We start from the raw sequence: 13,962 nt of genomic DNA on the forward strand, positions 1-13,962 counted from the left end.
GTCTGACCGCGCAAGAGCCCGATGAGGCTCCACGGCAACCCACACAGTGACTTTTTAGAGTGAGCAACGATAACAATGTGGAAATGGTTACATCAACTCGCAAGGCCGGAACGGCTTTACCACGTCTGCGGGCGGTTTATTCCGTGGCTCGGGCTGCTCGGTCTCGCCTGCCTGCTGACTGGCTGGGTCTGGGGATTTGGCTATGCACCGCCGGATTACCAGCAGGGTAACAGTTACCGGATTATGTATATCCACGTCCCGGCGGCCATCTGGTCGATGGGCATTTACAGCGCGATGGCGGTCGCGGCATTTATCGGCCTGATATGGCAGATGAAAATGTCCGATCTGGCGGTGGCAGCGATGGCGCCGGTCGGGGCGGTCTTCACCTTTATCGCGCTGGTTACCGGCTCCGCCTGGGGTAAACCGATGTGGGGAACCTGGTGGGTGTGGGACGCACGTCTGACATCCGAACTGGTGTTGCTGTTTCTCTATCTTGGCGTGATCGCCCTGTATAACGCGTTTGACGACCGCCGTCTGGCAGGTCGCGCGGCCGGAATTCTGGTGCTGGTCGGCGTGGTGAATATTCCTATCATTCATTACTCCGTACAGTGGTGGAACACGCTGCATCAGGGTTCCACCAATATGCAGCAAACCATCGACCCGAGTATGCGCTACCCGCTGCGCTGGGCGATTTTCGGTTATCTGTTCTTCTTTATTACCCTGACGCTGATGCGTTTACGTAACCTGATCCTCATTCAGGAACGTCTGCGTCCGTGGGTGGCTGGCCTGCTGAATAAGGAGCGCCGCGGATGAGCCCTGCATTCTCAAGCTGGCACGATTTCTTTGCGATGGGTGGCTACGCGTTTTACGTCTGGATATCTGTGGCCGCGACGCTGATTTCCCTGCTCGCGCTGGTGGCGCACACATTTGTGCAGCATCGCCAGATCCTCGGTGAAGTCCGCCGTCGTCAGGCACGCGAAAAACGCATTATTCAGTCTCAGTCTAAAAAACAGCAAGGCGCACAGACGTCAGCGCTGGAACCGGACACCTCCCCGGAGAAGTTATTGTGAATCCACGTCGTAAAAAGCGCCTGACACTGGCGCTGCTGGTGCTGGCCGGTCTCGGCCTGAGCATCACGCTGGTGATGTACGCGCTGCGCTCCAATATTGATTTGTTCTATACCCCGAGTGAAATTCTGCAAGGCAAAGGCGAGAACCACGAAATGCCGGAAGTTGGCCAGCGGCTGCGTATCGGCGGCATGGTAATGCCCGGCTCAGTGAAACGTGACCCGAAAAGTTTGCAGGTGAGTTTTAAAATTTATGATGCACGCGGTGCGATTGCGGTGACCTACAACGGCATTCTGCCTGACCTGTTTCGTGAAGGTCAGGGCGTGGTGGCGCAGGGCGTGATGGAGCCGGGCAACGTGGTCAACGCCATTCAGGTGCTGGCGAAACACGATGAAAAATATGTGCCGCCGGAAGTTGCCGACGCCATGAAAGAAAACCACAAAGGACCGGCGTCGGCCTACGTGGGCAATGATAAAGGAAACGATCGCTCATGATGCCGGAACTGGGAACATTTGCACTTTGTCTGGCGTTAGGTCTGGCGGTGTTACTGAGTATTTATCCGCAGTGGGGTGCCGCGCGGCAGGACAGCCGGATGATGGCGATGGCGCGCCCGCTGGCTTACGGCATGTTCGCCTGCATCGTGCTGGCGTTTATTATTCTGGTCCACGCATTTGTGGTGAATGATTTTACCGTCGCCTATGTGGCTAACAATTCCAATACCCATTTGCCGGTGTATTACCGCGTGGCGGCAACGTGGGGCGCACATGAAGGTTCTCTGCTGCTGTGGGTCTTGCTGCTGAGCTGCTGGACGCTTGCGGTGGCGCTATTCAGCCGTCAGATGCCGCAGGACGCCATCGCCCGCGTGCTGGCGGTGATGGGGATGATAACCGGCGGCTTCCTGCTGTTTATCCTGCTGACGTCCAATCCGTTTATCCGCTCTTTGCCAAATTTCCCGGTCGACGGCAGTGATCTGAACCCGGTCTTGCAGGACATTGGCCTGATTTTCCATCCGCCATTGCTGTACATGGGATATGTCGGTTTTTCGGTTGCCTTCGCATTTGCGATAGCCTCGCTGATGGCCGGACGGCTCGATACTGCGTGGGCGCGCTGGTCGCGTCCGTGGACGCAGGCCGCGTGGGTGTTTCTCACCATCGGCATCGTGCTGGGTTCTGCCTGGGCATATTACGAATTAGGCTGGGGCGGCTGGTGGTTCTGGGATCCGGTTGAAAACGCCTCCTTTATGCCGTGGCTGGCGGGAACGGCGCTGATCCACTCCCTTGCCGTGACCGAAAAACGCGGCACGTTCAAAGCCTGGACGGTGCTGCTGGCGATCACCGCCTTCTCGCTGTGCCTGCTCGGGACGTTCCTTGTGCGCTCCGGCGTTCTGGTGTCGGTTCACTCGTTTGCCTCCGATCCGGCGCGCGGCATGTTTATTCTGGCATATCTGGTGATCGTCATCGGCGGCTCGCTGCTGCTGTATGCCATTAAAGGGAATTCGGTGCGTGCGCCAAGCCGCCACGAATTACACTCGCGTGAAAGCTATTTGCTCAGCAACAACGTGCTGCTGGTTGCTGCCATGTTAGTCGTGTTGCTCGGCACGCTACTGCCGCTCATCCATAAGCAACTGGGCATGGGCAGTATTTCCATCGGCGAGCCTTTCTTCAATACGATGTTTACCTGGCTGATGGCACCGCTGGCGCTGCTGCTGGGGATTGGGCCGCTGGTGCGCTGGCGTCGCGATGAGCCCAGCAAACTGTGGCGTCGTCTTGGCGTGGCGCTGGTGGTTACGCTCATCCTGTCGATCGCTTTGCCGTGGCTGTTGCAGGACAAAATCGTTGGCATGACCGTCGTCGGCCTGCTGATGTCAGTGTGGGTGATTGTGCTGACGCTGATGGAATTGCACGAGCGCGCCACGCATCGCCATACCTTCTGGCGCGGCCTGACCAAACTGTCGCGCAGCCACTGGGGCATGGTGCTCGGGCATCTCGGCGTGGCGGTGACGGTGATCGGTATCGCATTCAGCCAGAACTACAGCGTTGAGCGTGATGTGCGCATGAAAGCCGGCGATACGGTGGATATCCATGATTATCACTTTATCTTCCGCGACGTTCGCGACATTACCGGCCCCAATTATACCGGCGGCGAAGCTAATATCGACGTCGAGCAGAACGGCAAAAAAATCACCACGCTGCATGCCGAAAAACGTTTCTACAGCGTGGCGCGCAGCATGATGACCGAAGCGGCGATCGACGGGAATCTGGCGCGGGACCTGTATGCGGCGCTGGGTGAAGAGATGGACGATGGTTCGTGGGCGGTACGTTTGTACTACAAACCGTTCGTGCGCTGGATCTGGCTGGGCGGCATCTTCATGGCGGTCGGCGGCGTGCTCTGTATTCTCGATCCACGTTATCGGATGAGTAAAAAACTCAGGAAACAAGGTAAAGCGGAGGCTGAAGCATGAACCGTAAACTCCTCTTTATTCCGCTGTTCCTGTTTCTGGCGCTGGCGGCGGCTTTTTTAGTTCAGCTGACGCGCAACGCCAACGGTGACGATCCGACGCTGCTCGAATCGGCGCTGATCGGTAAACCGGTGCCGGTGTTTAAGCTCGAATCGCTGGCGGAAGCCGGGAAAACTTACGATCAGTCGGTTCTGCGCGACGGTAAACCGCTGCTGCTCAACGTCTGGGCGACGTGGTGCCCGACCTGCCGCGCCGAGCATGATTATCTGAACCGGCTTGCCGCCACCGGTGTGCGCGTGGTCGGGCTCAATTATAAGGACGATCGCCAGAAAGCAGTGAACTGGCTGAACACGCTGGGCAATCCGTACATGTTGAGCTTGTACGACGGCGACGGCATGCTCGGGTTAGATCTCGGCGTTTACGGCGCACCGGAAACTTTCCTTATCGACGGGCAGGGCATCATTCGCTATCGCCATGCCGGTGACTTAAATGAGAAAGTCTGGCAGACCGAAGTCTTGCCGCTGTACAAGAAATACGGAGGTGGCGCATGAGACTGTTTTCGTCACTGCCCGGTTTACTGCTCGGCATGCTGTTGAGCGTCAGCGCGTTTGCGGCCATTGATACTTATCAGTTCAAATCGCCGGAGCAGGAACAGGCCTACCGCGACATCACCGCGCAGCTGCGTTGCCCGAAATGCCAGAACACGAATATTGCGGCGTCGGATTCGATCATCGCCGCAGACATGCGTACCAAGGTATTTCAGCTGCTCAATGAAGGGCAAAACCGCCAGCAAATCGTCGCCTATATGGTGGCGCGCTACGGCAATTTCGTGACCTACGAACCGCCGGTTACGCCATCCACCCTGATCCTCTGGCTGGGGCCGGTGCTGGTGGTGATTATTGGCGGCGGCATGATTTTCATGCGTTCGCGCCGCGGGTCTGTAAACACCAAAACCGCCGCAGAAGAAATGTCAGAACAAGAAAAACAGCGCCTGGCGCAGTTACTTAAAGACAGCGACAGGAAAGGAACATGAGTATTTTTTGGCTGTGTATTGGGGTGATGCTGGTTATCGCGCTGGCGCTGTTTATCGTGCCGGTGATACGCGGTGACCGCAGCGAACACGCGTCGCGTGATGCGCTGAATAAGGCGTTTTATCATCACCGGTTGAGTGAGCTGGAAGAAGACGAAGCGCAGGGCGTGGTGGATGAACGTCCGGCGCATATTCAGGAATTACAGGAAAATTTGCTGACCGATATTCCCGCTGGGCAGACGCCAGCACCCGCGCAGCCGATTGGCCGCTGGACGCTGGTGCCGGGCGCGATTTTGCTGGTGGTTATCACGCTCGGTGTTTATCTGTATGCCGGTGGTCTGGGGCAGGTGAGCGCGTGGAATCAGGTAATGGAGCGTATGCCGGATCTGCGCCAGCGCATTGCCAGCGACAAAGGTGCGCCGCTGACCGCGATGGATGTGCAGGATTTAGGTCTGGGGCTGCGCACCGATTTGCAGGCCGATCCGAAAAATGTGCAGGACTGGGTGATGCTCGGCCGTGTCGGTATGGCGCTCAATAATGGCGCGACGGCGACGCAGGCTTACGCTCATGCCTATGCGCTTTCGCCGGACGACGTGGCGGTCAAACTCGGTTATGCCGAAGTGTTAACCCGCTCAGCGGATCCGCAGGATAACCTTACCGGCGGAAATCTCCTGCGCGGTATGCTGGAAAAATCTCAGGGCGACCTGCGTGTATTAAGCCTGCTGGCCTATAATGAATATGAACAGGGTCACTACCCGCAAGCGATTGGTGCGTGGGAAGTTATGCTGAAAATTCTGCCTCCCGGTGACAAGCGTGTTGAAATGGTGCAGGCCAGTATCCAACAGGCGAAACAGAAGTCCGGTGCCGATCAGGCCAGACTGGCGGTGAATGTTTCGCTGTCAGAGGACGCGGCGAAGCAAATTCCGCAGGATGGCACGGTCTTTATTTCCGTGACCGACGGCAGCAGTCCGGTGCCGGTAGCCGTGAAAAAACTGCCACTGAGCCGCTTTCCGCTGGCGGTCACCGTGGACGACAGTAATGCAATGATGCCGGAACGCTTGCTTTCTTCGCTGCAAAAATTAAAAGTACGCGTTCGTATTTCACGAAATGGTCTGGCAACGCCAGCCTCAGGTGACTGGTACGGCGACAGTCCGCTGACAGATTTTGCCGGTAACGGTCAGGTCAGCATTGAGATTAATCAGCAGGTTCCGTAATCAGAGAGCCGAAGATCAATAACAGGGAGATATCCATGAACTTACGCCTGACTGGGCTGGCGTTTGCATCAGTTATGCTGGTCGGTTGTGCCGGCACGTCCGGATCATCGGACAGCGAATCGCAGGGACGGTCTGATCCGCTGGAAGGTTTTAACCGGACAATGTTCAACTTCAACTACAACTACGTTGATCCGTACGTTCTGCGTCCGGTCGCTGTGGCATGGCGTGATTACGTACCGCAACCGGCGCGTAACGGCACCAGCAACTTCCTCAGCAACTTAGACGAACCGGCCAGCATGGTGAACTCCTTGCTAAAAGGCGATCCGTACCGCGCGGCGATCCACTTTAACCGCTTCTTCCTCAACACCTTGCTGGGGATGGGCGGCCTGATTGATGTGGCTTCGATGGCGAACCCGAAACTGGCACGCGAAGAAGCGCAGGGCTTCGGCAGTACGCTCGGACACTACGGCGTCGGTTACGGCCCGTACGTTCAGTTACCGGCCTATGGCAGCTTCACCGTGCGTGACGAGGGTGGCGATTTCGTTGATACACTCTATCCGATGCTGAGCTATCTGACTTTCTGGATGTCAGCCGGTAAATGGGCGCTTCAGGGCATCGAAACCCGTGCCGAACTACTCGATTCCGACGGCATTCTGCGCAACTCTTCTGACCCTTACCTGATGATCCGGGAAGCGTACTTCCAGCGTCATGATTTCCTGGCGAAGGGCGGTCAGCTGACACCTCAGGTGAACCCGAATGCGGCACTGATTCAGGGCGATCTGAAAGATATCGATTCCGAATAATATCGGGAATGCTCTCTCTGTATAAAAACTGAAAGCCAAAAAAAAGCGCCTCGCGGCGCTTTTTTCATTTCTGAATCTGAAAGAGTTATCAGAAGCTGTAGTTAAAGTTGGCGCCGTACAGCATGGCGGTGCCTTTAGCCTGGAACTCATATTTAGGCGCTCCGGCAGCAACCTGTTCGCTGATGTTCACCGTCTGGCCGTGCATATAGGAAACACCGACATCCACTGACGCATCTTTATTGAACGCGTAAGTTGTACCGGCTGAAACCCAGAAACGGTCCTGATCCGGAATAGAAATGGTGCGGTTATCCGCCGGAACCGGGCTGTCATCGAAGGCCACACCGGTACGGAAGGTCCAGTTTTCGTCGTAGTAATAGGTCGTACCAAGCGCGATGCGGTAAGCGTCGTGATAGCCTTCGTCTTTCTGGAACAGCGTCTGACCGTTAGATCCGGTCGCTTTCAGCTCCTGGAACTGGCTCCAGCTGGTGTACGCCAGGCTGTAGTGAACCGCCCATTTTGGCGCAACGCGGTTATAACCAGACAATTCCCACATTTCCGGCAGGTTCAGCGTCAGTGAACCCGGAACGGTGTGACCGCCCGTGCCGCCCAGTGCCTGAGGAATGCCGTTGCGGTATTCGCCGTCGAAATCAATTTTCACTTCTGAACGGTAAGTGAAGCCATAACGGTTGTTGTCATCGACTTCATACAGGATACCGGCGTTCCAGCCGTAGCCCCATTCGTTGCCTTTCAGCTTCGCCGCTTCGGTATCTTCGGCGATCAATCCGCCGGTTTTCAGCGGTGCAAGTTCCCCTGCGGTACGGCGAATTTTAGCCTTGGCGTAAACGGCATCAAAGCCCACGCCGAAGCTGAAGTGTTCGTTAAAACGATAAGCCGCGCTAATGTTGTTATTGATGGTCATCAGATCGGTTTCGCCACCGATAGGACCCGCAGGATAATTATCGTTAAATTCTGTCGCCAGACCGTAGTTGGAGGTGGCTGACGCGCCGAGTGCCCACTGATCGTTTAGCGGCATAATAAAGTGGATATTCGGGACCCACTGGTTTGGCGCAATGTTACCGGCATCCGTGCTGGCACCGGTGACCGGAGAATTACCGGTCACGCTTACGTCCGGGTCAACGTAAACTGCACCGATAGAAAATGAAGGACGACTGAACATCGTCATGGTAGCCGGGTTACGGCTGCCGGAAGCCGCGGTGTCCGCAATCGCACCTTCACCAGAGAAGGAACGACCTAAACCCGCAGCGGTATATTCGTTGAGCTGAAAACCTGCCGCGTATACGTTGGAAGAAACAATTGTCACTGCAGCTGCCAGAGCTGATCTTTTTAACAGGTTTTTCTGGTTCATGACCAAAACCTCAATTTTATGTTTTTTATCAAACAATGTTACATCAAGTAACAATGAGCGCGGGATTGTAGGGTCCGTTATCAGTCTGACAAATCAGACCAGTGAGCGAAGTATAGGTCTGACCTGTGGTGTAGTTGCAATGATGTTTCATGGATATTTCTTATTTGATGCGAGAAATTGGATCCACTTAACAAAAAACCAACAATAAAAGTTCAATTTAGAAACGCTAAAGTGAGAAGAGTGACTTAATTTTAATCTGATGTTCACAGTATTGTGATTCAGATCACTTTAAACACCCATAAAAAGTAAGTGCTAGTCGAAGCTGATGGGGTGGCGTAAAATACCCGCGGAAAATAAATCTTAAATTCGCAAAAAGGCCAGACGGTGGACGTTGCCGTTGGTGCCGGGGAGAAAATTATGTCTGACGTAACCATGTCCTCCAAATCCACCCAACCTCTGCATTCCATCAACAAATGCGGCGCAGAAGAAACCGCCGCCTGCTGCTGTGTTGATGTGGGTACCATCATGGATAACACCGACTGCACCGCGACTTACAGCCACGTTTTCGAAACCGAAGCGCAGGCCAAAGAGACGTTGCAGGCACTGACTGACCGCGCGCGCGGCGTTGAATCCGAACCGTGCGAGATAACCAGCCGCATTGAGAAAGTCGAAGGCGGCGTAGAGCTGAATATCGACTTCACATTCTCTTGTCAGGCCGAGACCATGATCTTCCAGCTGGCGCTCAGATAATCTCTCTTATCCATTTCAAATACCGCTGCCCAAATGCAGCGGTATTTTTTTGTTTGTTATCTTTCCCTGCCCGCATTCCTTCTCATTCTATTTTCAGAAAAATTTGCTGTTGCTCGCACTTCGGCGGGTTTCGCTTTGCCAAATGTAAATACATAGTTAAAACTGAGTTATCAGGTCAGACCTCTTAAGGCCCACTTTACTCAGGAGCTTGTATGAACAACGTCATTCCACTGGTCACGCGTGAAGGCGATCGCATTGCGATTGTCGATGGTTTACGCACGCCATTCGCGAAACAGGCTACCGCCTACCACGGAATTCCCGCCGTGGACCTGGGCAAAATGGTGGTCAGCGAGTTGCTGGCGAAAAGTGGGATCGACCCGAAAGTCATCGATCAGCTGGTGTTCGGTCAGGTGGTACAGATGCCGGAGGCGCCCAATATCGCGCGTGAAATCGTGCTCGGCACCGGCATGAATGTGTCTACCGATGCTTACAGCGTCTCGCGCGCCTGCGCCACCAGCTTTCAGGCGGTGGCGAACGTCGCTGAAAGTATTCTCAGTGGCACCGTGAGCGTCGGGATTGCCGGTGGTGCAGATTCTTCTTCGGTGCTGCCGATTGGCGTCAGTAAACGCCTCGCCCGTACGCTGGTGGATGTCAGTAAAGCCCGCACACTCTCACAGCGTCTCTCTCTGTTCAGCAAACTCAAACTGCGCGATCTGATGCCGGTTCCTCCGGCGGTGGCGGAATACTCGACCGGCCTGCGCATGGGTGATACCGCCGAGCAGATGGCGAAAAGTCACGGCATTACGCGTGAACAGCAGGATGAACTGGCGCATCGTTCGCACCAGCTTGCTGCACAGGCGTGGGAGCAGGGATATCTGAACAGTCAGGTAATGACCGCGCAGATCCCGCCATACCGCGAGGCGCTGCAAAAAGATAACAACATCCGCCTCAATTCGGAGATAGGACAGTATGCGAAACTGCGTCCGGCTTTTGATCGCAAACATGGCACCGTGACGGCGGCGACCAGTACGCCGCTGACCGACGGTGCCGCGGCAGTGCTGATGATGAGCGAATCCCGCGCCCGGGAACTCGGTTTACAGCCGCTCGGTTACCTGAAAAGTTTTGCCTTCGCCGCTATCGATGTCTGGGAAGATATGTTGCTTGGGCCTGCTTACGCCACACCTATCGCTCTCGATCGCGCCGGTCTGACCTTTGCCGATCTTGATCTGATCGACATGCACGAAGCCTTTGCGGCGCAGACGCTTGCCAACATCAAAATGCTGGGCAGCGAACAATTTGCCCGTGAAAAGCTGGGGCGCAGTGAGGCTGTCGGCCAAATCGACTGGGATAAATTTAACGTACTGGGCGGATCGCTGGCATACGGGCACCCGTTTGCAGCCACCGGTGCACGAATGATCACCCAGACATTGCACGAATTGCGCCGCCGTGGCGGGAAATACGGGCTGACGACGGCTTGTGCCGCCGGTGGTCTGGGCGCGGCAATGATTCTGGAGGTGGCACAATGAGTGACAATATGGACAATCCAAATACAACGTCGGATTCCGCGTTTTCACTGATGTTTACGACCGAACACGTCGGTATTATCACCATTGACGTACCCGGTGAAAAAGTGAATACCTTAAAGGCTGAATTTGCTGAACAAATTTCCTCTATTTTGCATAAAGCGCAGCAGTATCCAAATCTGAAAGGTCTGGTGCTTATTTCTGGCAAACCTGAGTCCTTTATCGCTGGCGCCGATATTACAATGATTGCTGGTTGTAAAACCGCCGCAGAGGCCAGCCAGCTGGCGCTGAAAGGCCAGACGGTAATGTCGCAGATTGCCTCGTTCCCGGTGCCAGTTGTGGCGGCTATTCACGGTGCCTGTCTCGGCGGTGGTCTTGAGCTGGCGCTGGCGTGTCATGCCCGTATCTGTTCACTGGATGATAAAACCCAGCTCGGTCTGCCGGAAGTGCAGCTCGGCCTGTTGCCGGGATCCGGTGGTACGCAGCGTCTTCCGCGCCTGATTGGCGCACCGAAAGCGCTTGAGCTGATGCTGACCGGTCGCAGTCTGCGGGCGAAGCAGGCGCTGAAGCTGAGGCTGGTGGATGACGCTGTGCCGTATTCTATTCTGTTGCAAACCGCGCTGGAACGCGTCGCCCAAGGCCGCAAAGCCCGTCCGCCGTTACCCTGGCAGGCGCGGCTGGCGGGCGGTCCGCTCGGCAAAAGTCTGTTATTCCATTTCGTGCGCAAGCAGACGCGCGCAAAAACCCACGGCAATTATCCGGCCACTGAAAAAATTATCGACGTGGTGAAAACCGGGCTGGATCAGGGCAGTGGCAATGGTTATCAGGCGGAAGCTAATGCGTTTGGCGAACTGGTGATGACGCCGGAATCCGCCGCGCTGCGCGGGCTCTTCTTCGCTTCCATCGCACTGAAAAAAGAAAAGGGTGCGGATGCCGAACCGCTGCCGGTTCGACGCGTCGGCATTCTCGGTGGCGGGCTGATGGGCGGGGGGATCGCCAGTGTCACCGCGACCCGTGCCGGGCTGCCGGTGCGTATTAAAGATGTCAATCACGAAGGCATCCGCCATGCATTGAAATACAGCTGGGATTTGCTGGAGAAGAAAGTTCGCAGCCGCAGGCTGACCCGTAACGAACAGCAGCGGCAGATGATGCTTATCTCCGGTACCACCGATTACAGTGGTTTTGCGCAGGTGGATCTGGTCGTCGAAGCGGTATTCGAGGACTTAGCCCTGAAACAAAGCATGGTGGCGGAGATCGAGGAAAACGCCGCGCCGCGCACTATTTTCGCCTCAAACACCTCTTCTTTACCGATCCATCAGATCGCCGCGCAGGCTACCCGCCCGGAGCAGGTCATTGGTCTGCACTATTTCAGCCCGGTGGATAAAATGCCGCTGGTGGAAGTGATCCCGCACGCGGGCACCAGTCCGCAGACCATTTCCACTACCGTGGCGCTGGCGAAGAAACAGGGTAAAACTGCGATTGTAGTCGGTGACAGTGCCGGGTTCTTCGTAAACCGCGTTCTTGCGCCCTACATCAACGAAGCGGCGCGCTGTTTACTGGCCGGCGAACCCATCGACCACATTGATAAAGCGCTGGTGAATTTTGGCTTCCCGGTCGGGCCGATCCAGTTGCTGGATGAAGTGGGAATCGATGTCGGTACCAAAATCAGCCCGATTCTGGTGGATGCTTTTGGACAACGATTTGCAGCGCCCGCCGGTTTTGACGCGGTACTGAAAGACGATCGCAAAGGTCGGAAAAACGGCAAAGGTTTCTATCTCTACGGCCAGAAAGGGCGGTCTGCGAAGACAAAACAGGTTGATCCGACCATTTATCGCTTACTCAACGTCACGCCAAAAGCGCAGCAATCAGAAACAGAGCTGGCGCAGCGTTGCGTCATGCTGATGCTCAATGAGGCGGTGCGATGTCTGGATGAAAAAGTCATCCGCAGCGCACGCGATGGCGATCTGGGCGCGGTGTTTGGCATCGGTTTCCCACCGTTTCGCGGTGGACCGTTCCGCTATATCGATACGCTGGGCGCAGCCAACGTGGTGAAAACGCTGCAGCAGCTGGCGCAGCGTTACGGTGAACATTTCACTCCCTGCGAGGGTTTGTTACGCCGCGCAGAGGGCCATGAGCGGTTCTATCCGCAAGGGGAAACGAAGGAAATTGCCGACGTAGTGTGACCTCTATCACTGCGTGACAATGAATTTCGCGAGAATCTGGAACAGATCCTGCTTACAGCCATACTTAGGCCTGCGGGATCTTTTTTTAGGCGAGGCCCGTTTTGTACAAGAACAAACCCAAACGATTGATCTACAACCCGAGTGGTTAAAATTTCGCCGCAATGATTTACATGCGGTACGGGTTGGTGTAAAAAACAGCGTTTTCTTTACGCGAACTTTCAGGCAAAATGCCCGACCGCTGATGCTGACCATGCAAAGCATGTGGGCTCGGTGGGTTAAGTGGATGTACTGCCTTTCAGCTTTTTTACCGTTAATACGACGATGAAAAAATGCTGGGCAATGGGTGATACAGCACGCAAAGCGTTTCTGTATAGCGCTATTTTTGTTAACAAAAGCGGTGCAATATGCAAGTTGTAATTATGCGTCACGGTGATGCGGTTCTTGAAGCTGCAAGCGACTCGGTTCGCCCATTAAGCGAATGCGGATGTGACGAATCAGTACATATGGCAGCCTGGCTAAATGGCCGTGGCGTTAAAATTGACCATGTTCTGGTCAGTCCGTACCTGCGTGCGCAGCAGACGCTTGAAAAAGTGCGGCAGAACCTGTCACTGCCTGAGAACGTTGAAATTGATACTCTGAAAGAACTGACACCGGGCGGCGATCCTGCTTTGGTGGCCAGCGAGCTGCAACATCTGGCACTGACCGGCGCGAAAGCCGTGCTGGTGGTGTCTCATCTGCCGCTGGTGGGTTATCTGATTGCCGAGCTGTGTCCGGGCATGTGCCCGCCGATGTTTGCCACTTCCGCGATGGCCAGTGTGGAACTGAACGGTGAAACAGGGCAGGGCAGCTTTGACTGGCAGTTTAGTCCGTGTCAGGTCATGGCAAAGGTTTAATTTTTCCGGGACGGGAAGATTAAACAAAAGAAAGGCACAGCGCGTACGTACTCGCTGTGCCTTTCTGCTTTGTGTTATTCGCAACGGCGGTTAACTGATTTTATCGTCAAGCTCGATGAGCACCAGCAATGAGGCGGTGCCACCAAACTCCTTCGGGGCCTGATGAAAGGCTTCGACGTCGGGATGCTGCGCCAGCCACAGCGGAGTTTGCTGCTTGAGAATATGCTTGCCGTGGCCATGCATCACGCAGGCGCAGTGCACATGTTCGCGGCGGCAGGCGGCGATCAGCGCGCCTAACTCCTGCTTCGCTTCCATCTGCGTTAAACCATGTAAATCGAGAAACAGCTCGGGAGAGTAATCTCCACGTCGCAGTTTTTTCAATTCAAAATGGCTGACGTCAGGCCGTACATGGCGTACCGGACCCTCTTCCTGCAACATCGGCTGGAATTCGTCAGAAAAATAATAACTCGCATCCACCTGCTCCTGAATCAGCTTTTGGGGAGACATTTGCATGGCTTTTTTACGCGGCGGGCGGTGAGTAATAGTGTCATTTTTCAGTCGCTTGACGCCCGGTACCGCCTCGCGGAATATCGCTGCTTCTTCCGGGCTGAGCAGGTGCTTTTTCTTCATCTTCTGGTCGTCTTTTTCGCACAATACGGACAGTGTACCTGCGGG

Annotated in this window: 14 protein-coding genes; 12 read left to right on the forward strand and 2 right to left on the reverse strand. The window is 55.2% G+C overall.

All coding sequences use genetic code 11. The annotated features are described in order from the left end of the window. Positions 1-75: 75 nt before the first annotated feature. Genes AC0Z7K_RS10325 through mlaA form a run of 8 tightly spaced genes read left to right on the forward strand, consistent with a single transcriptional unit; the run spans position 76 to position 6,572 of the window. Positions 76-813: a heme ABC transporter permease gene (locus AC0Z7K_RS10325; RefSeq protein ID WP_413529248.1), complete on the forward strand. Its 738-nt coding sequence runs from the start codon at positions 76-78 to the stop codon at positions 811-813. Next, positions 810-1,070 (forward strand): heme exporter protein CcmD, encoded by a 261-nt coding sequence (gene ccmD / locus AC0Z7K_RS10330; protein WP_485614289.1) that lies wholly within the window; start codon positions 810-812, stop codon positions 1,068-1,070. Before AC0Z7K_RS10325 ends, ccmD begins: the two co-directional genes overlap by 4 nt. Beyond that, on the forward strand, positions 1,067-1,561 hold the full coding sequence (gene ccmE, locus AC0Z7K_RS10335) for a cytochrome c maturation protein CcmE (RefSeq protein WP_112166794.1): 495 nt from the start codon (positions 1,067-1,069) through the stop codon (positions 1,559-1,561). Before ccmD ends, ccmE begins: the two co-directional genes overlap by 4 nt. Further along, entirely contained in the window at positions 1,558-3,528 is a 1,971-nt protein-coding gene (locus AC0Z7K_RS10340) for a heme lyase CcmF/NrfE family subunit (RefSeq protein ID WP_485614291.1), read from the forward strand. The genes ccmE and AC0Z7K_RS10340 overlap by 4 nt, the downstream gene beginning before the upstream one ends. Continuing rightward, positions 3,525-4,076 carry a DsbE family thiol:disulfide interchange protein gene (locus tag AC0Z7K_RS10345; RefSeq protein WP_112166799.1) on the forward strand — a complete coding sequence of 184 codons (552 nt, stop codon included), beginning with the start codon at positions 3,525-3,527 and terminating at the stop codon, positions 4,074-4,076. Before AC0Z7K_RS10340 ends, AC0Z7K_RS10345 begins: the two co-directional genes overlap by 4 nt. Then, on the forward strand, positions 4,073-4,558 hold the full coding sequence (locus AC0Z7K_RS10350) for a cytochrome c-type biogenesis protein (protein ID WP_413529252.1): 486 nt from the start codon (positions 4,073-4,075) through the stop codon (positions 4,556-4,558). The genes AC0Z7K_RS10345 and AC0Z7K_RS10350 overlap by 4 nt, the downstream gene beginning before the upstream one ends. Next, positions 4,555-5,769 (forward strand): c-type cytochrome biogenesis protein CcmI, encoded by a 1,215-nt coding sequence (gene ccmI, locus AC0Z7K_RS10355; RefSeq protein WP_485614294.1) that lies wholly within the window; start codon positions 4,555-4,557, stop codon positions 5,767-5,769. Before AC0Z7K_RS10350 ends, ccmI begins: the two co-directional genes overlap by 4 nt. Positions 5,770-5,804: 35 nt before the next feature. Then, positions 5,805-6,572 carry a phospholipid-binding lipoprotein MlaA gene (gene mlaA, locus AC0Z7K_RS10360; RefSeq protein ID WP_413529254.1) on the forward strand — a complete coding sequence of 256 codons (768 nt, stop codon included), beginning with the start codon at positions 5,805-5,807 and terminating at the stop codon, positions 6,570-6,572. Positions 6,573-6,660: 88 nt separating this feature from the next. On the opposite strand, the gene fadL is transcribed toward mlaA, so the two are convergent. Next, positions 6,661-7,938 (reverse strand): long-chain fatty acid transporter FadL, encoded by a 1,278-nt coding sequence (gene fadL, locus AC0Z7K_RS10365; RefSeq protein ID WP_413529255.1) that lies wholly within the window; start codon positions 7,936-7,938, stop codon positions 6,661-6,663. Between the two features lie 417 nt (positions 7,939-8,355). On the opposite strand from fadL, the gene AC0Z7K_RS10370 reads away from it, so the two are divergent. The 4 genes from AC0Z7K_RS10370 (at position 8,356) to sixA (ending at position 13,287) form a co-directional block, all read left to right on the forward strand. Next, positions 8,356-8,688 (forward strand): YfcZ/YiiS family protein, encoded by a 333-nt coding sequence (locus tag AC0Z7K_RS10370; RefSeq protein WP_485614297.1) that lies wholly within the window; start codon positions 8,356-8,358, stop codon positions 8,686-8,688. A gap of 212 nt (positions 8,689-8,900) precedes the next feature. Further along, positions 8,901-10,214 carry an acetyl-CoA C-acyltransferase FadI gene (gene fadI, locus AC0Z7K_RS10375; RefSeq protein ID WP_485614298.1) on the forward strand — a complete coding sequence of 438 codons (1,314 nt, stop codon included), beginning with the start codon at positions 8,901-8,903 and terminating at the stop codon, positions 10,212-10,214. Then, positions 10,211-12,394 carry a fatty acid oxidation complex subunit alpha FadJ gene (gene fadJ / locus AC0Z7K_RS10380; RefSeq protein ID WP_485614300.1) on the forward strand — a complete coding sequence of 728 codons (2,184 nt, stop codon included), beginning with the start codon at positions 10,211-10,213 and terminating at the stop codon, positions 12,392-12,394. Before fadI ends, fadJ begins: the two co-directional genes overlap by 4 nt. Positions 12,395-12,798: 404 nt before the next feature. Next, complete coding sequence (gene sixA / locus AC0Z7K_RS10385; protein ID WP_112166814.1) at positions 12,799-13,287, forward strand: phosphohistidine phosphatase SixA; 489 nt, start codon at positions 12,799-12,801, stop codon at positions 13,285-13,287. 90 nt (positions 13,288-13,377) lie between these two features. Here sixA and smrB read toward each other — a convergent pair whose 3' ends face one another. Further along, a complete protein-coding gene (gene smrB / locus AC0Z7K_RS10390) occupies positions 13,378-13,917 on the reverse strand; it encodes an endonuclease SmrB (RefSeq protein ID WP_485614301.1) in 540 nt (179 codons plus the stop codon). Between the last annotated feature and the right edge of the window lie 45 nt (positions 13,918-13,962).

The sequence above is a fragment of the Rahnella sp. 1L-D-7-B-C2 genome (assembly GCF_057290995.1).